This window comes from bacterium (genome assembly GCA_008933615.1).
GTDB lineage: Bacteria > CLD3 > CLD3 > SB21 > SB21 > SB21.
The window spans coordinates 56,386-77,581 of record WBUR01000017.1 but is presented as its reverse complement, the minus strand read 5'-3'; the positions used below and the strand labels follow the sequence as shown (position 1 = coordinate 77,581).

Here is a 21,196-nt window from a genome sequence, read left to right as displayed (position 1 = left end):
TGGACAGCCCTTGAAACCCTAATGAAACGCCTGCAACAAACTGACCCAAACATTAGCGGCTACTACATACACCTGCGCACCCAACCCCACGGAAACAATTTTGCTTTGATAGAATACAACCCGTTTTGTGGTTGGTGATTAGTGGTTAGCTTTTGGCCTTTAGCTGTTGGCTATCAGTTATCAGCTGTTAGCTTTTGGCTGTTAGCACACAAATACCAACAACCAACAACCAACAACAAAATCCTAAATAAACAATGAAAGAATTTACCCCCATAACCCCCAAGCCCATTACCGGCATAAAACGCCAACAACCCCAAGACCTACTGATAGTGCGCCCCGCCAACCAATGGATGGAAGAAGCCGCCCGCCGACCCATCCCTCGGATGCTCTTTAGCGAGTTTTGGCATCAGGGCGAGTTGTGCATCCTGTTTGCCGATACCAACCTCGGCAAAAGCATATTAGCCGTGCAGATAGCCGATTCCATCAGTCGCGGAGTACCCATCGAAGGCTTTAAACTCGATGCACCCAAGCAAAAAGTACTCTATTTTGATTTTGAAATGAGCGACAAGCAGTTTGAGAAACGCTACAGCATTAACTACCGCCACCACTATGCCTTTGACGATAATTTCCTGCGGATAGAGATAAACCCCAACTGCACCGATTTTGAACGTTTTGAAACCGCCCTGTTCAGCAGCATTGAGCGTGCCATAGCCACCCACAACGCCAAAGTGCTGATTATTGACAACCTTACCTACCTGAAAACCCAAGCCACCGAAACCGCCAAAGAAGCCCTGCCGCTGATGAAAAGCCTTAAAGAACTGAAAATAAAGCACAACCTTAGCATACTGGTAGTAGCCCACACCCCCAAACGCAGCCTTGCCAACCCCTTAACGGTGAACGATTTGGCAGGCAGTAAGCACCTCGCCAACTTTATAGACAGTTTGTTTGCCATTGGTCAAAGCTACCAAGACAAAACCCTGCGCTACCTGCTGCAACTAAAAGCCCGTGCCACCGAAATTATTTATAACGACCGCAACATAAAACTGTGCCGCATCACCCAACCCCACAACTTCCTCGGCTTTGAGTTTATAGAGTATGGTGTAGAAAGGGAGCATTTGAGGCAAGACGGGGAAATGAGCAATGAAGAATTGAATGAGGCTATAATAACATTGAAAAACGAAGAGCCCACAATTAGTAATTATGAAATAGCAAAGAGGCTAGAAACCAACCAAATGCGTGTAAAAAGAGTTCTCGATAGGCATAATACTAACATTACTAACTATAGTAACAATTAAAAGCGTTAGTATATTAGTAGTCTAAAACAAACTTATCAACACCAATAAACCAAAAACTTATCAATTAGTGTCTGTTACTAATTATTACAAATTATATTATAAAAAACATGATTGCACACAATTTCGGTAACCCGATACACTAAAATACAAATTCAAATGAATTAAGCTGTTGATAACTGAAAATGCTGTGGAAATGTATAAACTATAACTGTTAGGTAAATACATTTAAATTTGTCTTATGTTCTTTATTCAAATAAAGAAAGGGCAAAGCACCGTAGAAGTTCTAGTCAGTGTTCACCCTTTAGTTTTAAATTTTCTGTTGAAGTTAAGGTTGTTACTAGATTAACCTTAATTTAATCTTACAGCCCTGCACATCTCGCAAATGTGTGGGGCGTTTTTGTTATACTACAAATATATAAAATATATAATAGCCAACTACATTTTTGTAGTACACGCTACATTTTTGTAGTAGACTATTACGAGGTACAAGCGTAATAAATACTAACATATTAATGATGTTAGTATGTTAGTACTAACATCAATAAATCTCATTCAAATTATATTAACATATTATTTTCCTATTAAGACTTTTTTACCTGTCCTTCTGAGCGATAGCGAAGAACCTTATAGCAACTGTGTTCACAAAACGGGGTAAGATGCTTCCTTCGTCAGCAGGACAGTAGTTTCCCCGTCATTGCGAGGTCTCCCGAAGCAATCCCTGCCACCCCCTAAATCCCCTAAAGGGGACTTTACGCACGACGGGCAAGTGCGGCGGTTTCCCTCCTTGGTTGGCTTGCGGGTTGGTAAGGAGGGACTAAGGGTGGTATTCAAACGGATTGCTTCAAAACCCAAAAGCGGTTTTTCGCAATGACGATAGACGAGCGCAAGTGCGGTTGCCCATCCTGAGCTTGCCGAAGGAGTGCGGTGGCAGGCAAGTGCGGCGGTTTCCCTCCTTGGTGGGCTTGTGGGCTGGTAAGGAGGGATTAAGGGAGGTGTTCAAACGGATTGCTTCAAAACCCAAAAGCGGTTTTTCGCAATGACGATAGATGGGCGCAAGTGCGGTCGCCCATCCTGAGCCTGTCGAAGGATAGAGCCTGTCGAAGGGTGCGGTGGCTATTGCTATTCACGATGATTATTTGTGCGATGCTGAAACGAGTTCAGCATGACTAACAGAACAGTAAATCAACAAGTCAAAAATCAGAAATTATTTCCCCCTACCCTGCACCATGATAAGCACAGTGTAAATAAGGATTTTTAAGTCAACGGCAAGACTGATGTTTTCGATGTATAGCAGGTCAAATTTAAGACGTTCAACCATTTGCTCCACGTTCTCGGCATAGCCGTATTTCACCTGTCCCCAACTGGTAATACCGGGACGCACTTTGTGTAGGTGGCGGTATTGAGGGGCTATTTGCACAATCTTATCTATAAAATACTGACGCTCGGGACGCGGCCCTACCAAACTCATATCACCCACTAATACGTTGAAAAACTGGGGCAATTCATCCAAGCGGGTTTTGCGTAAAAACAACCCCGTACGGGTAACGCGTTCATCGTTTTCTTTGGCAAGCTGCGGGCCGTTTTGTTCAGCATCAACCCGCATACTTCTGAATTTAATTATCCTAAACGGTTTACCGTGCCAGCCTATGCGCTCTTGCATATAAAACACAGGCCCTTTTGACGATAGTTTTACCATAACGCCGATGGTAAAAAACACGGGAAAACCCAATATCATTACCACTAACGAAAATACTACGTCAATCACCCGTTTCACTACCTGCTGCCATGCAGGCATTATTTCGGTTTTTATTTCGATAAGCGGCGGGCCAAGAATGTGGTTTACCCGCACCGTTCCTGATATGATATCGTACATATCAGGAATTATTTTAATATTCACCCGCTCGCCTTCCAACTCGTTCATTATATTTTCAAGCAAATGGTGTTCTGATGTTTCAATGGCTATAATTACTTCGGCTATGGCTTGCTCGCTGATAATGCGTTTGATATCGCTTACACCGCCCAACTGTGCTAAATGACCGCCCAGCATATCCTCGCCGTCCTTTTCAGTCTTTACAAACCCTTTAAAAATAAATCCTTCCGATTTTTTGCGGCCTTCCAATTCGTTATACAAATCAAGGGCACGGCGGTTGCTGCCAATCACAAGGGTATTAAAACCAATAATACGGTTTTGTATTTTACGCTTGGTTTGCGTGGTAAGTATGTACCGCGGTATAGTGGTTAAAAAAAACTGCAAGCCAAACAATACTAAAAAGGTTTTATAGTAATCAGTATATTCTTTTACGTAATCGTCCAGCAGCAAAAAGAAAAACAGTATCAAAACACCTAAAAAGCTGGTGTTAAACGCATATACTATATCCCGTAAACGCGAGCGGATAATTACTTCTCTGTAGTTTCCGGTGATGGTGTACATCACTATCCAATACAGTGGTATAATCAATAGACCGCGATATAGGGTGTCGTCGTTTATCTCAAACGGAATATTATATCCGAATTTTGGCGATTCGATGAATTTTTTTCGGTAGGCAAAAAACAATACCCACGTTCCGGCCGAAGCCAAAAAGTCCCAAAGTATATACTTAAAGCGCAATAAGGCTTTATTCACGGTACATCAGTTTAAAATTATCAAAATATAGCTTGGCGTGTATGCTTTCATCGCCGTTAGCTGTGCGTATAAACACCCTGTACTTGGCCGATGTTGGGGCGTTTATCAATTCATCGTTCAAATATACATAGCCTTTGCGCCATTCGCCTGAGGTTTCGTAGGGTGATACTGAGGGTAAATCAATTTCTGAGCCATTATACACTTCGGTTAAGCCCAACGTAAACGGTACGTTTGATTTATAATGAAACTCAATAAACACATCACGTCCGTCAAAAGGCAGTTGGTAAGCATCTTGGGTTTCTATCCTAAAAAACGGATCGGCGGCAGTGCCCATATCAATAAAAGCATATTGAGTAGTATCTACACCAACTCCTTGGTTTTTGGTGACATATATTGTATCGATAGAACTTTGCGAAGTATCTATCACAAATGTTTTGGTACCGTTGTTAAAATCATCCAACCACTCAAACTCAACATTGCTTTGGTAGCCAAAAACAGGACGAACGGTATCGGTTTTACCTTCTAACAACGATACTGTTGAGTCGATAAAACTGGATGCCATGGTGTAGTTAACATACCCGTCGCGCGCCAATCGCCTGATAAAAGGGCGTATCTCTACACGCATATTATTGCCTTTGCTAAGCACCGGTATAGTACCCGGTATCTGATAAATGCCTTGCAGGTTATCGTTTATATAGATACCAACGTGGGTAATTACCTGCAAAGCGGTGCCTTCGCCGCTTTTTGTAACAAACTGGGGCGATGTGATATACAGGTATGCGGGTACTTCGATATCTCTTTTGCAAGAGTTAAGGAAAAGAACCCCTAAAAGGGTTACGACAAGAAATACGGTTTTACGCATGAGCCACAAAAATATGATTATTTGATTTAGACAACGAAAAAAGGGGCGTTGTGTATCAAACACGCATCATATTTATTTTTTCAATAATCTCATACGCTACCTGCATGGCCTTGAAACCGTCTTCAATAGGCACTTCGGTAATGGTGTTGTTGGCTATGGCTTTGTTAAATAATTCCAACTCGCGTTTGATTGAGTTGACGGGTTCTACCTCGGGCGATTCAAAGTGAATGATTTTTTTGCCTTTGTCTTTGCCCAAATCTAACACCACTGAGAAAGGATTTTCCTGCCCTACTGCTTCTTCCAGCCTGAATACTTCCATCTTTTTGGCTAAGAAATCAACGGTAATGTAGGCGTCGCGCTGGAAAAGACGGGTTTTGCGCATATTTTTAAGCGATATACGACTGGCGGTAAGGTTGGCCACACATCCGTTATCAAACTCTATGCGTGCATTGGCAATATCGGGGGTATCGCTCACCACAGCTACTCCGCTGGCACTGATTTTTTTAACGTTTGATTTTACCACACTCAGGGTAATATCAATATCATGTATCATCAAATCAAGCACCACGCTCACATCCGTACCGCGGGGGTTAAATTCCGCCAAACGGTGTGTTTCAATAAACATGGGCTTAATGTCGTATTGCTGGGCAGCTAAAAAAGCAGGGTTAAAACGCTCTACGTGCCCCACTTGTACCTTCACCCCTGCCTCACGCGAAAGGGTTACAAGGTCTTTAGCCTCTTGCATATTATTGGCCAACGGTTTTTCAATAAACACGTGGCGACCCATTTTCATGGCTCTGGTAGCACTTTCAAAGTGGTTAAAGGTAGGTGTTACAATATCCACCGCCTCTACTTCGGCAAGCATTTCGTCAAACGTAGCAAACCTTTTAATACCATAGTCTGCCATCACTTTGGCAGCATTATCATCGTCCATATCCACAAACCCCACCAGTTCAAACTCAGGTATTTCTTTTAACAAACGAATGTGGATTTTTCCTAAGTGGCCTGCGCCTATCACCCCAATTTTTATCATACTTAATGGTTTACTTTGCAAAAATGATAGATAATACCCGTGCGGGGTTTTATTTATTTTCAACTTTTGTTAATAAACTATTGTGGTAAAGGACACCTATAAACATAAAGGGCAGCGCAAACGGCTGGTAGAGTTGCTAATGGCAAACGGAATAAAGGATGATATGGTGCTGCAAGCCTTGCTACACGTGCCGCGCCACTATTTTTTCAGTAAAGAGTTTGAAGAGTTTGCTTACGAGGATAAGGCGTTTCCGATAGAAGACGGTCAAACCATATCGCAACCCTATACGGTGGCCTACCAAAGCGAGTTGTTGCACGTGCGTAAAGGAATGAAGGTGTTAGAAATTGGGACAGGTAGCGGCTACCAAGCTGCTGTGCTGGCCGAAATGGGCGCACAGGTTTTTACCATTGAACGTATGAAGGGTTTGTACGAGAAGGCCAAAACCCAGCTTACGGAAATGGGCTACCAACACATTCATTTTTATTACGGTGACGGGACATTGGGATTACCCGAATATGCCCCCTACGACCGTATTATAGTAACGGCAGGCGCACCTGCTGTGCCGCAAGCACTTACATCGCAACTTAAAGAAGGCGGGATGCTGGTGATACCTGTGGGCGATGCCAATACTCAAAAAATGGTGAGAATAACAAAAACGGGCGGTGATTTAAAAACCGAAACGTTTAAAAACTTTGCTTTTGTTCCGTTGGTAGGCGAAGACGGCTGGAACAGGTAAGCACGGTTTACTGCTTCACAATTTTTTGGGTAAATATGCCTGCTTCTGATGTTACACTAAGGAAATATACTCCGCTGGGTAGAGCTGCAACTTCTATGTTTGTCCAAGCATTATCAGCTATTATTTCTTTCACCTTTCTGCCTGAAATATCAGTAATCATTACCTGTGTGTTGGGTACACACCCGTTAATAGTTAACCCATCCGATACGGGGTTAGGATAAACATTCACAGGTATTGTATTGGTTGGAGGAACCGATAGAAACGCCGATAATTCATCTTTGCAAAGGCTTGAAGATGTTGATGAGAAGCCTCCGCTAACAGGGTCGCCAATAAAAAGAACTCCATCGCCGCAAAAAAACTTAACATACACCGTCTCCATAGATAGGAGATCGTTAGCAGAGGGTAATATTGAACGGTTATAACCCATTCCCTCTACAATAAAATTATCAGCAGAGTTGCGGGTGGTCAGTTTTTCAATGTAAAAAACCCGTTTACCCTTTATTAAAGAGTCTTTACGAACCTTAACACTCATGTTGAAAGCGTTAATAACAGTATCGCCGCTTTGTAATGAATAATCATAGGCAATAACTTCAGCAGTGTTAATTTTAAAAGGCAGGTAAATAAGTTTCTCATCAACTTTTCTTACGCCCCCTACCCTGTTTGAATATCCGTAGTTGGTGTGGATATTATAATCATAAGGGCCATTAACATTGCCATTTTTAAAGCTCTTTTCAATTCTTAACGTATTATACACCACTTTATAGGTATGATTACCTATTTGGGTATCTCCCTGCATTAAGTAAGAATACTCTTTGATGGATTGGTTTCCAGGGTCTTCCATACTTTCACCGTATTCACGCCAAATAGCAAATGTGTCGGGGAATATTTTGTTTTGTGCTATTGATGAAAGCGAGATAAACGATGAGAAAACGATTAGATAGTATAGTTTTTTCATAAGGTTAGGTTTACTATATTATAGACGAAACCTGTTTGAAAAAAGTTTGATTGTATCAATCGACATATCGACGAATTTCACGCTCAACATCGCGTTTTTTCATGTCCTCGCGTTTGTCGTACATTTTCTTACCGCGGGCAAGACCAATTTCCATTTTGCAAAAACCGGTGGCTGATGTAAATATTTTAAGTGGGACGATGGTATAATTACCCTCCTCCATTTTAGATTTTATCTTCTTAAGCTCCTTTTTGTTTAGCAACAGTTTGCGGTCTCGCAAAGGTGCATGGTTATAATGCAACCCGCCTTGTTTAAACTCTGAAATGTGCATGTTTTTCAGCCACATCTCCCCATCAAACAACGAGCAGTAGGCCTCGCTCATGTTCACATTCCCTAACCGTATACTTTTCACCTCAGAGCCTGTAAGCACCATCCCTGCCGCAAACGATTCGTCAATAAAATACTCGTGCCGCGCTTTGCGGTTTACTATACTCAATTCTTTCTCCAAAATCTTTACTGTCTAAAATTCACCGCAAAACCATCGCGGTGCTATAAATCATTACAAAGTAACAGCTTTTTAAAAAATACTGAAACCTACACGGTAAATAAGCGGCGATGAGTAGATAGAGTTACCTGCCGCACCACGCCAAGTGGCCACGTATAACACCTGCGCATAAAAACCGCTGCGGGTGCCAGGTATCACATTGCTGTAGCCGCCGCCAATTAATAAGTTTTCTTCGGTGTGCCTGTATTCGGGGAAAGGAGTTGTTTCAAACCTGCCCCTTAAAAATTCATACTCAGCATGGGCAAAAAATCCGTTTTGGATAGAATACCTAACAAACGGCCCTATACCAAACACATTATAAGTAGATGTAGACCCCACAAACGGCCAGTTGCGCAAACGGGTGTACTGGTACGATACCGAAATACCGGGCACCAACCTATCAGTTACTTTGTACCCGATAAAAGGGTTGGCCGAAATGTTTGTTCCCATATTAGAAAACACAGGCATTATGCTGCCACCATATACCACTTTGCTCCAGTCGAATCCGCTTTTTCTCTGTGCGGTTACTTGATTTACCGTTGCACATAGTATAAGGCCGCATACACATAGTTTAGTTATCCACTTCATAGTTTTCAAAATTAAGCACCCGCAGTTCTTTTAAGTAATATAAATGCTCTAAATTTGCTGCAAATTCTAAACCAAACACATGAGCAAAGTACACAATTTCAGCGCGGGTCCAGCAATACTGCCCCAGTCGGCCATAGATGCCTCAATTGAAGCACTTAAAAATTTTGCCGGTACAGGTCTTTCTTTATTAGAAGTATCTCACCGCGGAAAAGAATTTGAGGCTGTAATGGAAGAATCTCGCGCTATTGTAAAAGAACTGTTCAATGTACCCGATGGTTATGCTATCATATTTTTGGGTGGCGGTGCCAGCTTGCAATTTAGCATGATACCTTACAACCTGCTTGATGAGAACGAAACTGCTGCCTACGTAAATACAGGTGTATGGGCAAGCAAAGCCATCAAAGAAGCCCAACTATTCGGTAACGTAAACGTAATTGCTTCATCAGAAGAGAAAAACTTCTCGTACATCCCCAAAGGATATAATATCCCTACGGATGCAAAATACTTGCACATCACCTCAAACAATACCATCTACGGCACACAAATGCACGCATTTCCAGAGTCGCCTATAGATGTGGTTTGCGATATGTCGAGCGATATATTCAGCCGTCCGGTTGATGTAAGCAAATTTGCCATGATATATGCCGGTGCTCAAAAGAACATGGGCCCTGCAGGTGTTACCCTTGTAATTGTGCGTGAAGATATTTTGGGTAAAGTAACCCGTAAAATACCCACTATGCTAAACTACAAAACCCACATTAAAGAGGGTTCAATGTTCAATACCCCTCCTGTATTCCCTATTTATGTTTCATTGCAAACGATGAAGTGGGTAAAAGAAATGGGCGGTGTAGCAGCTATGGAAAAACGCAATACCGAAAAGGCCGAAACCCTATACAACGAAATTGACCGTAACCCATTGTTTGAAGGTACTTGCGCCGTTGAAGACCGCAGTAAAATGAACGTTACGTTTGTATTGAAAGACAGTAGCCTTGAAGATGAATTTATGGCACTGTGCAAACAAAACAAACTTAGCGGCCTAAAAGGTCACCGCAGTGTGGGTGGTTTCCGTGCTTCACTATACAACGCACTTGAGTTGGATAGCGTGAAAGCCTTGGTAGCTGCCATGCAACAGTTTGAACAAATGAAAAGCGGTAAATCAGCCTAAGCGGTTGGTTAACCTCCAGTAACAGTAAACATAAAACATAACACTTAAAACAGAATCCGATACCCATGCCTAAACTACTTGCCAACGACGGAATTGACCCCATTGGAAAGAAAATGCTGGAAGAAGCCGGCTTTACTGTGGTAACCGAAAAGGTAGCTCAAGACCAACTGGTTGAAGCACTAAAAGGCTACGATGCAGTAACCGTACGCAGTGCGACCAAAATACGTAAAGACATTATTGATGCCTGCCCAAATATTAAATTGATTGGACGCGGCGGTGTTGGTATGGATAATATTGATGTTGAATACGCCCGTGCAAAAGGTATGCGCGTAATAAACACTCCAGCTGCATCATCAGTATCTGTAGCCGAGATGGCATTTGCCCACTTGTTTGCTATGTGCCGCAACTTGGCATACAGTAACCGTGTGATGCCCGTTGAAGGCAAAGAGAAGTTTAACGACATTAAAAAAATCAGCTCAGAAGGTTTTGAACTTCGTGGCAAAACACTCGGTGTGATTGGTTTTGGCCGTATTGGACAAGAAACGGCTAAAATAGCGTTTGGTTTGGGCATGAATGTGCTTGCTTTTGACCCTTACGTGGAGCAAGTGGATTTAACCATTTACTTGGGCGAAACCGCAGGCAGCCAACGCATTAAAATACCTGTGAAAACCGTTAGCAAAGATGAGTTGCTTCGCAAATCTGATTTCGTTACGCTACACGTACCTTTTAACGAAGGCGATAAACCCGTGATTGGCGAACCTGAAATCGCTATTATGAAAAAAGGTGCAGGTATTGTAAACTGTGCCCGTGGCGGTGCTGTAAGCGAGAAAGCCCTTATCGAAGCGCTGAACAGCGGTAAAATTGCTTTTGCAGGTTTGGATGTGTTTGAAAAAGAACCTCCCGTTGATGATACCTTGCTAAAGCATCCAAAAGTATCGGTAAGCGCGCACGTAGGAGCATCAACTGCCGAAGCTCAAGAGAAAATAGGCAGCGAACTGGCCGAAAAGATTATTGATTTTTTTGCTGAGTTGGGTACTGCCCGCTAATTGTAAAAATAAAATACACCGAAAAGCAGGGTAAACCCCTGCTTTTTTGGTTATCAAAGCGCTCATTTTAAATGCAAATACAGGCCGTTTACAATTTTCCCGCGGCCTAATCGTTCAACTTACAACCTAACTTCTTATTTTTACAGCCAATATTAAACTCAATATGGATTCATTAGCCCTGTTTCTTGATGTTTTAAAGTACGTGTTGCCCGCCGTAGTAGTGTTTTTGGTAGGCTATTTCACCCTCAAAAAAATGCTCGATAATTATTACGAGCAAAAAATGCTTGAGTTTCGCCAACAAAACCGCAGCAGCATGGTGCCTATAAAAATACAAGCGTATGAAAGGCTTACCATCTACCTCGACCGTATCAACCCCAGCAATATGTTGTTGCGTTTAAACCAACCCAATATTCCTGCGGCGGCTTTTAAAGCCACGCTTATTGCCACCGTAAACGAAGAGTTTGGACACAACCTTGCCCAACAACTGTATGTTTCGCCTCAATCGTGGAAACTTATTAAACTGGTAAAAGAGCGTGTGATTGAATTGATAAACAACAGCTATGCTACCCTTGATAAAACTGCTACCAGTCTTGATTTGAGCAAAGCAATACTTGAAGAGATGATACGCCGCGAAGAGGTTCCAACCGATATGGCTATCGACTTTTTAAAGAAAGAATTTAAACTGATTTTTGATATTTAATTATGGCCCAAAGCCAACAAAATGATGTGTATTCCGATTTCGGGGCACTAAGCTACGAAACTTGGAAAGCACAGGTGATAAAAGAAGTAAAGGGCGAAGATGCCTTTGCCCAACTTTTTAAAACATCACCCGAGGGGATTACCTCGCAGCCTTACTACACCCTTGAAGACCTTGCCTCAAAAGAGTTTTCACCGCTTACAAAACCCCTGCAAGGCTGGAAAATAACAGAATACATTACGGTACAAAACCCCACCGATGCGCTTGCCAATGCCCAAAAGGCCTTGCTAAAAGGCACCGATAAAGTGGTTTTTATTGTTACCAACGAGGCGCATATCGCTCAATTATCTCCTTTACCTGCAAATACTGCTATTTGGGCAAAAGGTTTTATTCCCACCCAAAACAATGTATTTACAGATGCCTTGATGGAATTGGCTGAAAAGGGTGAATTGGAGAAGGTATCACAAACAATTTCTCCTGCAAGTCAGCATTACATTGTTGATGCATCAGTTTACCATAACGCAGGTGCTGAAACAGCCTCCCAACTGGCCTTTGCGCTGGCACACGCTAATGAGTATTTAAACTTAGGGGTAAAGCAATTAACAGTAAACTTTGCTGTGGGTAGCAACTACTTTTTTGAGATAGCCAAGCTTCGCGCATTTCGCAAAGTATATGCCTTGTTAGCAAAACAATACGGCATAAATGAACAAGCAGTCATCACTTGCGAAACCGCACTGAACAACAAAACCATTTACGATTACAACAACAATATTTTAAGGGCTACTACCGAAACCATGGCGGCTGTAATTGGCGGCTGTGATGTGATGTATGTACACCCCTACGATGTATTGTTTAAACAGCCCAACGATTTTTCGGCTCGCATTGCCCGCAATGTGCAGTTGGTGTTGAAATACGAAAGCTACATGGATAAAGTGCAGGATGCAGCAGCAGGCAGCTTTTACATTGAAACCCTTACCGAAGAAATTGCGGCTAAAAGCTGGCAGTTGTTTAAACGCTTCGAGGCGATGGGGGGATGGATAAAAGGAATTACAACGAATCTTTTTCCAACAATGATATTTGACCGTTTTTTGGGTGAACAGCAAAATGTGGATGAAGGGAAAAAAGTAATTTTAGGGGTGAATAAATACGCTGACAACAGCCAGCGTATGAAAGCAGACATTGAACCCGTGCAACTGATAAATAACAAACTCTTCCCCTTGCGCCGCTTTGCTGAAAAGGCTGAGCAGCAACGGATAAATGAAGAATTATAATGCCTCCGCGTCATTGCGAGGTCTTCCGAAGCAATCTGTATCAACAGGAAACGGATTGCTTCGTCAGCCGAAGACGGCTTCCTCGCAATGACGATAGCAGCTCGACCTCCCTACTGCGCACTGTCACCCTGAGCTTGTCGAAGGGCGGGCTGGAAAAGTAGGGATTGAGGGAGGTGTGAAACAGCAACCGCCAAAAGCAGTGATTAAATGAGAAAAGATTTTAGCAACATACCTTATACTTCTACTGCGTTCAGTATGAAAGCTGAAACGGCAAATGCAGAACCTTGGCATACCCCCGAAGCAATTGACGTGAAGACAGTTTTCGGGGCGGATGATGTAAAAGGATTGCCAACGTTGGGTTACCATTCAGGTATTGCCCCGTTTTTACGCGGACCCTACGGCAGTATGTATTTGCAACGCCCTTGGACCATCCGTCAGTATGCAGGTTTTAGCACGGCTGAGGAATCGAATGCCTTTTACCGCCGCAACTTGGCCGCCGGGCAAAAAGGGCTTTCGGTAGCGTTTGACTTGGCTACTCACCGCGGTTATGATAGCGACCACGAACGTGTGGTGGGTGATGTGGGCAAGGCGGGTGTGGCTATCGACAGTATTTTGGACATGAAAATACTGTTTGACCAAATTCCGTTGGACGAGATGTCGGTATCAATGACCATGAACGGTGCTGTATTGCCCATCATGGCTTTTTACATTGTTGCTGCCGAAGAACAAGGAGTAAGCATGGATAAACTTTCAGGAACGATACAAAACGACATCCTGAAAGAGTTTATGGTGCGTAACACCTATATCTACCCTCCCGAGCATTCTATGCGCATTATCGGGGATATTTTTGCGTTCACCTCGCAAAATATGCCCAAATTCAACTCCATTTCTATCAGCGGCTACCACATGCAAGAAGCAGGTGCTACCGCCGATTTGGAACTGGCTTATACCCTATCCGACGGGTTGGAATACATCCGCACGGGATTGAAAGCAGGGCTAAACATTGATGATTTTGCTCCACGTTTATCGTTCTTCTGGGCGATTGGTATGAACCATTTTATGGAGATTGCCAAAATGCGTGCAGGCCGTGTATTGTGGTCGAAAATTGTAAAGCAATTCAACCCCAAAAACGATAAGTCGATGGCATTGCGCACCCACTGCCAAACCAGCGGCTGGAGCTTAACCGAGCAAGACCCGTTTAACAATGTAGCACGCACTGCTGTTGAAGCAATGGCGGCAGCTTTGGGCGGTACTCAATCGTTGCACACCAACGCATTGGACGAAGCAATAGCCCTACCTACTGACTTTTCAGCACGTATTGCCCGTAATACACAAATTTATATCCAGCAGGAAACCGGAATTACTAACGTGGTTGACCCTTGGGGCGGTAGTTATTATGTAGAATATCTTACCGACCAATTAATACAACGTGCCAGCGTATTGATGGACGAAGTGGAGCAACTGGGCGGTATGGCAAAAGCCATTGAAACCGGTTTGCCCAAAATGAGGATTGAAGAAGCCGCAGCCCGCAAGCAAGCCCGCATTGATAGCGGTAAAGATGTGATTGTGGGAGTGAACCAATACCTTGCCGAGGATGAACAACCCATTGACATATTGGATGTTGACAACGTAAAAGTACGTCAAAACCAGTTGGAGCGTTTGGCAAAACTAAAAGCCGAACGCAATAACGACGAGGTGGCCGCTGCGTTAGAAGCCATTACCACTGCCTCAAAAACAGGAACGGGTAATTTGCTGGAATTGGCAGTAAATGCCGCCCGTGTACGCGCTACATTGGGCGAAATATCGATGGCGATGGAAAAGGCCTTTGGCCGATACCAAGCCACTATAAAATCAATTTCGGGGGTATATTCGTCGGAAATAAAAATGAACGAAGACTTTGTAAAAGCCCGCCAAATGGCCGATGAGTTTGCCGCACAAGAAGGTCGCCGTCCCCGTATTATGATTGCCAAAATGGGGCAAGACGGCCACGACCGCGGTGCGAAGGTGATAGCCACCAGCTTTGCAGATATTGGTTTTGATGTGGACATTGGCCCATTATTCCAAACCCCTGCCGAAGCTGCCAAACAAGCCATAGAAAACGACGTGCACATTTTGGGCGTTTCATCATTGGCCGCGGGACACAAAACCCTTGTACCGCAAGTGATTGAAGAACTGAAAAAACACGGACGCGAGGATATTATGGTAATTGCAGGCGGTGTTATCCCCCAACAAGATTACGATTTCTTATACAATGCCGGAGTAGCCGCCGTTTTTGGCCCCGGTACGGTAATACCCAAAGCCGCGCAAGAGATATTGAAGAAGTTGATGGATAATTAAGTATTATTTAAAGACAACATACCAAAAATCAAGAAATCATCTCCTTTGTATTTTAAAATAAAGAGGTTTGTTTTAACGAACGTTTTATTTTCAATTACTTTCTGAACCAAATTTCCGAGTTGCAAGAGTGACAAAATATAATCCCACGTATTGTTTCATTTCAATAACATTTACTTCGGTTACTTGCAAATGAGCTACACCTGCTTTCATCTGCTCTCCAATAGAAAACACTTTCTTAAACTCACTTTCATCTATTTCATATTTATAGATTTGTTTATATGCCTCTTTTACAAGAGATTCTCCCATATCAATCTTTTCGTTTATCATAAGTGCTTTTTCGAAAGCCATAAAAAATTGAAAAAAGGCCTGATGTTCAAATCGTAAATGAATATCACTTTTAGCAAACATTGACAAGCCAGTTGCATAATCATCAACAGGTTCAAATTCTTTTGAGCCCAAGACACTAGAAAAATATCTAAATACTAAAAAAGTTAAAAACAATCCATCTTCTCCTAAGACCAGTTTTTTTTCTTGCCAATTAAAATTTTCATTAACGATTAACTCGCCTTTCAACTCCTTTTTATTCTCTAAATCAAAAATTTTATCAAAATATTTCTTACTATCAACGGGTATGTTCCAATAAAATATACCATTTGTACCAACATTTAGAGAGGCCACTAAAACCTTACATACTGTCCATCCATGTTGCCATATTCCTTGAATTGGGGTTTGGTTGGAAATAATAACTTCTATGATTAGAGTATGGTTATCTCCACCTCTATTAAATTTAATAAAATTATTCTTTTCATTAAAAGTCCTAAAATTCTGTGAACGTATTGAATGCGATGGGGTAAAAATGGTGAACTTAATTTTCCATTTTGGCATTCCATCGAGTTCATGAGTTAATTTCTTGCCTTTTTCTAACTCTGTCTTTAAGGTAGTTATATTATGTTGCTCTTCTTTATTGAAGTATTCTTGTAACCATTGCACCCAAGATTTTACATCACCAAGTTCAGCCAATTTTGCTTGTGAAGTATCGCCAAAAATAAACTTACGATATTCCTCATCGTTAGTGGCAGCTATAAACCATTCCATATTTTTTTTCACAGAGTCTTCTAATTCCTCAATAATTTCACCTTCATGTTTTATCAATTCGAGTCTAGCTTTTACTCGACCCAAATAGTTCATAGCCTCAGAATCTGATATTTTCGCTGAGGAAGGGATTGAGTCATCCAAGTCTGTATATAATGCGTAAAGTCTTTTAGAATGAAGCTCAGTAGCCAGTTTATTAATATCTTCTATTTGAACCTTTGTGATTTTTTCTCTTGTAAACGAGGGGCCCCAAATAGCCCAAAACAATTTTTTAACGTGATCATCAATAGGTATATTAAGTTTCTCTTTATCCCATTTTTCTTTTGCATTTAATTGATACCAACCAACAAAAATTTTTCCGAGTTCCTCAAGAGCAAGGACACACAAATGAAATAATATGTGATTGACATTTTGCCCATGTAATAGTTCCGCAGCTCTTAACGCATCCTCAGAATTTTTAATGCAAAGTTTCCTAAACTGAATATATTTTTTTAATTGTGATGGTTCCATATTACAATGCTTGTCCTTACTAATAGTTTTGTTTTGTAGCAAATTACAGATATTGTATTATTTTATTTTACTTCTTTCCCTTTTTATACTGCACTGAGTAGCTACCGTTTTTGGCCCCGGTACGGTAATACCCAAAGCTGCGCAAGAGATATTAAAGAAGTTGATGAATTAAGAAATAATAGTATTTAAAATAACGAAGCCCCGAAACATTTGTGTTTCGGGGCTTCGTTATTTTTGATTAATACGAAACTAAACGCCTGATGGGCCAGCACTCACAATCTCAGCATACACTGCATCGCGAGATTTTCCGCTTGGCCTTTGTCCCCTTATAACCACAAGTCCTACGGTGTATGAACCTGCGTTATCGGTAAATTTCTCATCAAAAGCCAACACGTGTATAGCCCCTGCTTTTGTTGCTGTGGCCGACATTAAACCACCACTTACATTGCAAGGGAACAATACATTGTTCGCTTTTGCCTTTTTAGAGTAATACTCATACTTACGTCCGTGGCTTTTTGCACCATCAGCAAAGTGGTAATCATCAGTAGCATAAATAGCTCCGCTAGTTTCGGGCATACACACTACCAAACCACCTTCGTCTTTAGCATAATCGCCCGTACCGGGGTCTTGTCCGTAAGCATCTCTCCTACCGTGTTTAATAGGAGCATCGCCAATTGCTTTGTTCACATTGTCCAATGCACTGTCCCAAGCACTCACAAAAGGAGCAGCCGCACCGTCGGTAGCAAACATCAGGGCTGTTGTACCCAATGCATTGGCAATACCTACAACCCCTTTAATAAGAGCCATGCTGGTTTCTTTAAAAGAAGCGATACCTGATGCATCATAAATGATAATTTCATCACCGGGCAATACGTTGTCAATAATTACACCTACTTCATCATTTGCAGGTATAGACGCCCATAATTTGAATGCTTCACCCTGACCAATGTTTTTTCCGTTTGAATCAGTAATATCAAGTGGAAGTGCTAAACTTGGAACTACTAGGGTTGATTGTTGTTCTGAACTCATAATATTTTGATAGATTAATAGGAGCCTACTTTTTTAACGGATTTTCGGCATCATTTCCGCACCAATAAGCCAACTGCTTTTCGATGCACAAAAATGTCGTTAACTGCTCCCTTACAACAGTACAGAAGTATCTGATTAAAAAAACAGATAGAAATAACTGTTTTTTATACAAAATATTGATTTATAATAACATCGAAGAGCTACCCCTTGTTCATCTCCTTCAACTCTTTCAGTTTCATCAACGCCTCAATGGGGGTTAGGGCATTAATATCAATTTTGTTCAATTCGTCCTCCAAGCGCAGCAAGTGCGGGTTTTCGGCCTGAAACATATTTACCTGATAGGTTTTCTGTTTGATTTTCTTCAAGGTTTCCCGCCCGCTAATCATCGCTCGGTCTTGCTCCAAACGGCCTAAAATTTCATCGGCACGTTGCACAACCCGTTGGGGTATTCCCGCCATTTTAGCCACGTGGATACCAAAACTGCTTTCGCTGCCGCCCACTTTAATTTTACGCAGGAATATCACATTTTGGTCTACCTCTTTCACCGTAACGTGGTAATTCACCACCCCTTCGGTTTTCTTTTCCAACTCGTTCAACTCGTGGTAGTGGGTGGCAAAAATGGTTTTCGGTTTTTGCGGTTGCTGGTTCAAATACTCAGCAATGGCCCACGCCAGCGAAACCCCGTCGTAGGTACTCGTACCCCTGCCAATCTCATCTAAAAGAATAAGACTGCGGTCGGATACGTTGTTCAAAATACTGGCGGTTTCCAGCATCTCAACCATAAAAGTAGATTCTCCCGACGAAATATTATCCGAAGCCCCTACCCTTGTAAATATCTTATCTATCAACCCGATTTTAGCACTTTTGGCAGGGACAAAACAACCCATCTGTGCCATCAGCACCGCCAATGCCGTTTGGCGCAACAACGCCGATTTACCCGACATGTTGGGCCCTGTGAGGATTATCACCTGCTGTTCGGCATTATCCAAGTAAATATCGTTGGGTACGTAGGCCTCCCCTATCGGTAATTGTTTTTCAATCACAGGGTGGCGCAGTTCTTTTAAGTCCAACTCGTACCCTTCCGTTACTTCGGGTCTGACGTAATTATTCTCGGCAGCCAACACCGCAAACCCGATGATACAATCTAACTGTGCCAGCACGTTAGCGTTTTGCTGCACAGGGCTGATGTACTCGGCGCAAAAATTCAGCAAATCGTTAAAAATACGGGCTTCAATGGCCAATATCTTTTCTTCTGCCCCTAAAATCTTCTCTTCATATACCTTTAGTTCTTCGGTAATGTAACGTTCAGCGTTCACGAGGGTTTGCTTGCGTATCCATTCGGCAGGCACCTTATCCTTGTGGGCATTGGTTACCTCTAAATAATACCCGAACACATTATTAAACGCCACCTTTAGCGAAGGGATGCCTGTGAGTTCGGCTTCGCGCTTTTGCACGTTTACCAAATAATCTTTGCCGCTGTATTGTATGGTGCGTAGTTCATCCAACTCGGTATCTACCCCTTCGGCCACTACTCCCCCTTTATTTATCAACGAAGGCGGTTCGTCAATCACTTCGTTTTTAATCTTCTCAACCAGCAGTTGACAAGGGTTCAGCAAATCGGCCAAGCGTTGCAGTTCCATCAAACCGCTTTGGGCGCATAATTCTTTCACAGGTTTTACCAACTCTAACGAACGACGCAACTGCACCATTTCTTTAGGGCCAATGCGCTTTAACGCCGCCTTTGATATCAACCGCTCCAAATCGCCCACTTGCGAAAGCAGCTTCAACAACGTTTCGCGCTCTTCGGACTTTTCAAAAAAATAACCCACCATGTTATGGCGGTTGTTGATAGGTCCTGTTTCTTTTAGGGGCAATAACAGCCACTTGCGCAACAGACGCGCGCCCATAGGGGTTTGCGTTGTATCCAATATATCAATCAGTGCCTTGCCGTTTTCGGCAGTAGGGCGCACTAATTCAAGATTGCGAACGGTAAATTTATCTAACCACACATAGCGGTCTTCCTCTAACCGAGATAAGGCATTAATATGCCCTAAATCGTTGTGGTGGGTATCTTCAAGGTATTGTATGGCAGCCCCCGCCGCCACAATGCCCAGTTCAAAATCATCCACCCCGAACCCTTTTAACGATGCCGTACCGAAATGTTTCAGCAGTTTATCGCGTGTATGATCTTTGCCAAACGCCCAATCGTCCATAGCGTAGGTATAAAACTTCTCGCCGAATAATTGGTTGAAATGATTCTTAAAGTTTTTAGAAAACAGCACTTCCGAAGGGCGTAAGCCTTGCAGCAGCTTATCGGCGTAATCGGCCTGCCCTTGTGCTACCATGAACTCACCCGTTGAAATATCCAAAAAAGCCAGCCCGTAGCTGTCTTTCTCGCAATACACCGAAGCGAGGTAATTGCTTTGTTTTACGTCGACAATCTTATCGTTGTATGAAACTCCCGGCGTAACCAACTCCGTAACTCCGCGCTTCACAATCCCTTTCACCATCTTGGGGTCTTCCAATTGGTCGCAAATAGCCACACGATAGCCTGCACGCACCAGTTTAGGCAAATAAGTATCCAACGAATGGTGCGGAAAGCCCGCCAAATGGGTTTCGTTGGCACTGCCGTTGTGGCGTTTAGTAAGCACTATGCCCAGTACTTTTGACGCAATAAGGGCATCATCGCCAAATGTTTCATAAAAATCCCCTACGCGGAAAAGTATTACCGCTCCGGGATATTTTGTTTTAATTTGCGAGTATTGCCGCATTAGCGGCGTTTCTGACGTATTTTTTTCCTTGGTTGACAAAGTGATATGGTGCGCAAATTAAAGAATATTGAGTTAAACCGCTTAAGTGTGGATGAATATAGGAAAACTGGTAAGTTTCCGGTGATAGTGGTGCTTGACGATGTGCGCAGTATGCACAACGTGGGTTCTATCTTCCGCACGGCGGATGCTTTTAAAGTGCAAGCGGTGTATTTATGCGGCATTACGGGTACTCCCCCTCACAAAGAAATCCACAAAACGGCCTTAGGTTCTGAACTGAGTGTGGAATGGAAACATTTTGCCACCGTTACCGATGCCATCACCGAACTAAAGGCAGAGGGCTACACCGTAGCGGGTTTGGAGCAAACCGAAAAAAGCACTTTTTTGAACGAGTGGGAAATTGAAAACCACCCAAAAATAGCCCTGATTGCTGGCAGCGAGGTGGATGGCATCAGTCAGCAAGCAGTAGATTTGTGTGACGTATTGGTAGAAATACCCCAATTTGGTACTAAGCATTCACTAAACGTATCGGTTGCTACTGCGGTAGCTCTTTGGGAAATAGTTAACAGTCAACTGTCCACAGACAACGGGTAAGAATTTTCTGTGTACAGTCTTCAGTTTACAGTTTTTAGTTGTTAAGACTATAGT

Annotated in this window: 17 protein-coding genes; 8 read left to right on the top strand and 9 right to left on the bottom strand. The window is 42.6% G+C overall.

The features are described 5' to 3' along the window. Nucleotides 1-254 precede the first annotated feature (254 nt). Nucleotides 255-1,295 carry an AAA family ATPase gene (locus tag F9K33_08160; protein ID KAB2879795.1) on the top strand — a complete coding sequence of 347 codons (1,041 nt, stop codon included), beginning with the start codon at nucleotides 255-257 and terminating at the stop codon, nucleotides 1,293-1,295. A 1,204-nt stretch (nucleotides 1,296-2,499) separates the two neighbouring features. On the opposite strand, the gene F9K33_08155 is transcribed toward F9K33_08160, so the two are convergent. The 3 genes from F9K33_08155 to F9K33_08145 are packed head-to-tail and all read right to left on the bottom strand — an operon-like array spanning nucleotide 2,500 to nucleotide 5,813. Then, the gene (locus tag F9K33_08155) at nucleotides 2,500-3,903 is read right to left on the bottom strand and encodes a sugar transferase (GenBank protein KAB2879800.1); all 1,404 of its coding nucleotides are present in this window, start codon (nucleotides 3,901-3,903) and stop codon (nucleotides 2,500-2,502) included. Nucleotides 3,904-3,910: 7 nt separating this feature from the next. Further along, on the bottom strand, nucleotides 3,911-4,780 hold the full coding sequence (locus tag F9K33_08150; GenBank protein ID KAB2879794.1) for a hypothetical protein: 870 nt from the start codon (nucleotides 4,778-4,780) through the stop codon (nucleotides 3,911-3,913). Nucleotides 4,781-4,835: 55 nt separating this feature from the next. Beyond that, a complete protein-coding gene (locus F9K33_08145) occupies nucleotides 4,836-5,813 on the bottom strand; it encodes a Gfo/Idh/MocA family oxidoreductase (protein KAB2879793.1) in 978 nt (325 codons plus the stop codon). A gap of 79 nt (nucleotides 5,814-5,892) precedes the next feature. Between F9K33_08145 and F9K33_08140 the strand changes: the two genes are divergently transcribed. Further along, nucleotides 5,893-6,549: a protein-L-isoaspartate(D-aspartate) O-methyltransferase gene (locus F9K33_08140; protein ID KAB2879792.1), complete on the top strand. Its 657-nt coding sequence runs from the start codon at nucleotides 5,893-5,895 to the stop codon at nucleotides 6,547-6,549. Between the two features lie 7 nt (nucleotides 6,550-6,556). Here the strand turns inward: F9K33_08140 and F9K33_08135 are convergent, their stop codons facing one another. The 3 genes from F9K33_08135 to F9K33_08125 form a co-directional block, all read right to left on the bottom strand. Further along, nucleotides 6,557-7,504, bottom strand: a complete 948-nt coding sequence (locus tag F9K33_08135) for a T9SS type A sorting domain-containing protein (GenBank protein ID KAB2879791.1) — start codon at nucleotides 7,502-7,504, stop codon at nucleotides 6,557-6,559. A 55-nt stretch (nucleotides 7,505-7,559) separates the two neighbouring features. Next, nucleotides 7,560-8,009 carry an SsrA-binding protein SmpB gene (smpB, locus tag F9K33_08130; protein KAB2879790.1) on the bottom strand — a complete coding sequence of 150 codons (450 nt, stop codon included), beginning with the start codon at nucleotides 8,007-8,009 and terminating at the stop codon, nucleotides 7,560-7,562. A 69-nt stretch (nucleotides 8,010-8,078) separates the two neighbouring features. Further along, entirely contained in the window at nucleotides 8,079-8,513 is a 435-nt protein-coding gene (locus F9K33_08125) for a hypothetical protein (protein ID KAB2879789.1), read from the bottom strand. Nucleotides 8,514-8,712: 199 nt separating this feature from the next. Between F9K33_08125 and serC the strand changes: the two genes are divergently transcribed. From serC to scpA, 5 genes are all read left to right on the top strand, one after another. Beyond that, nucleotides 8,713-9,798 carry a 3-phosphoserine/phosphohydroxythreonine transaminase gene (gene serC / locus F9K33_08120; protein KAB2879788.1) on the top strand — a complete coding sequence of 362 codons (1,086 nt, stop codon included), beginning with the start codon at nucleotides 8,713-8,715 and terminating at the stop codon, nucleotides 9,796-9,798. Nucleotides 9,799-9,863: 65 nt separating this feature from the next. After that, entirely contained in the window at nucleotides 9,864-10,844 is a 981-nt protein-coding gene (locus F9K33_08115) for a 3-phosphoglycerate dehydrogenase (protein KAB2879787.1), read from the top strand. Between the two features lie 163 nt (nucleotides 10,845-11,007). Beyond that, a complete protein-coding gene (locus F9K33_08110) occupies nucleotides 11,008-11,544 on the top strand; it encodes a hypothetical protein (protein ID KAB2879786.1) in 537 nt (178 codons plus the stop codon). Nucleotides 11,545-11,546: 2 nt separating this feature from the next. After that, nucleotides 11,547-12,812, top strand: coding sequence for a hypothetical protein (locus F9K33_08105; protein ID KAB2879785.1), 1,266 nt, complete (start codon nucleotides 11,547-11,549; stop codon nucleotides 12,810-12,812). A 207-nt stretch (nucleotides 12,813-13,019) separates the two neighbouring features. After that, a complete protein-coding gene (gene scpA, locus F9K33_08100; GenBank protein ID KAB2879784.1) occupies nucleotides 13,020-15,149 on the top strand; it encodes a methylmalonyl-CoA mutase in 2,130 nt (709 codons plus the stop codon). Nucleotides 15,150-15,239: 90 nt separating this feature from the next. On the opposite strand, the gene F9K33_08095 is transcribed toward scpA, so the two are convergent. From F9K33_08095 to mutS, 3 genes are all read right to left on the bottom strand, one after another. Further along, a complete protein-coding gene (locus F9K33_08095) occupies nucleotides 15,240-16,751 on the bottom strand; it encodes an AbiV family abortive infection protein (GenBank protein KAB2879783.1) in 1,512 nt (503 codons plus the stop codon). Nucleotides 16,752-17,000: 249 nt separating this feature from the next. Beyond that, nucleotides 17,001-17,780: a hypothetical protein gene (locus F9K33_08090; GenBank protein KAB2879782.1), complete on the bottom strand. Its 780-nt coding sequence runs from the start codon at nucleotides 17,778-17,780 to the stop codon at nucleotides 17,001-17,003. Nucleotides 17,781-17,980: 200 nt separating this feature from the next. Continuing rightward, nucleotides 17,981-20,551: a DNA mismatch repair protein MutS gene (gene mutS / locus F9K33_08085; protein ID KAB2879799.1), complete on the bottom strand. Its 2,571-nt coding sequence runs from the start codon at nucleotides 20,549-20,551 to the stop codon at nucleotides 17,981-17,983. A 48-nt stretch (nucleotides 20,552-20,599) separates the two neighbouring features. On the opposite strand from mutS, the gene F9K33_08080 reads away from it, so the two are divergent. Further along, nucleotides 20,600-21,142: an RNA methyltransferase gene (locus F9K33_08080; protein ID KAB2879798.1), complete on the top strand. Its 543-nt coding sequence runs from the start codon at nucleotides 20,600-20,602 to the stop codon at nucleotides 21,140-21,142. Nucleotides 21,143-21,196: the final 54 nt, after the last annotated feature.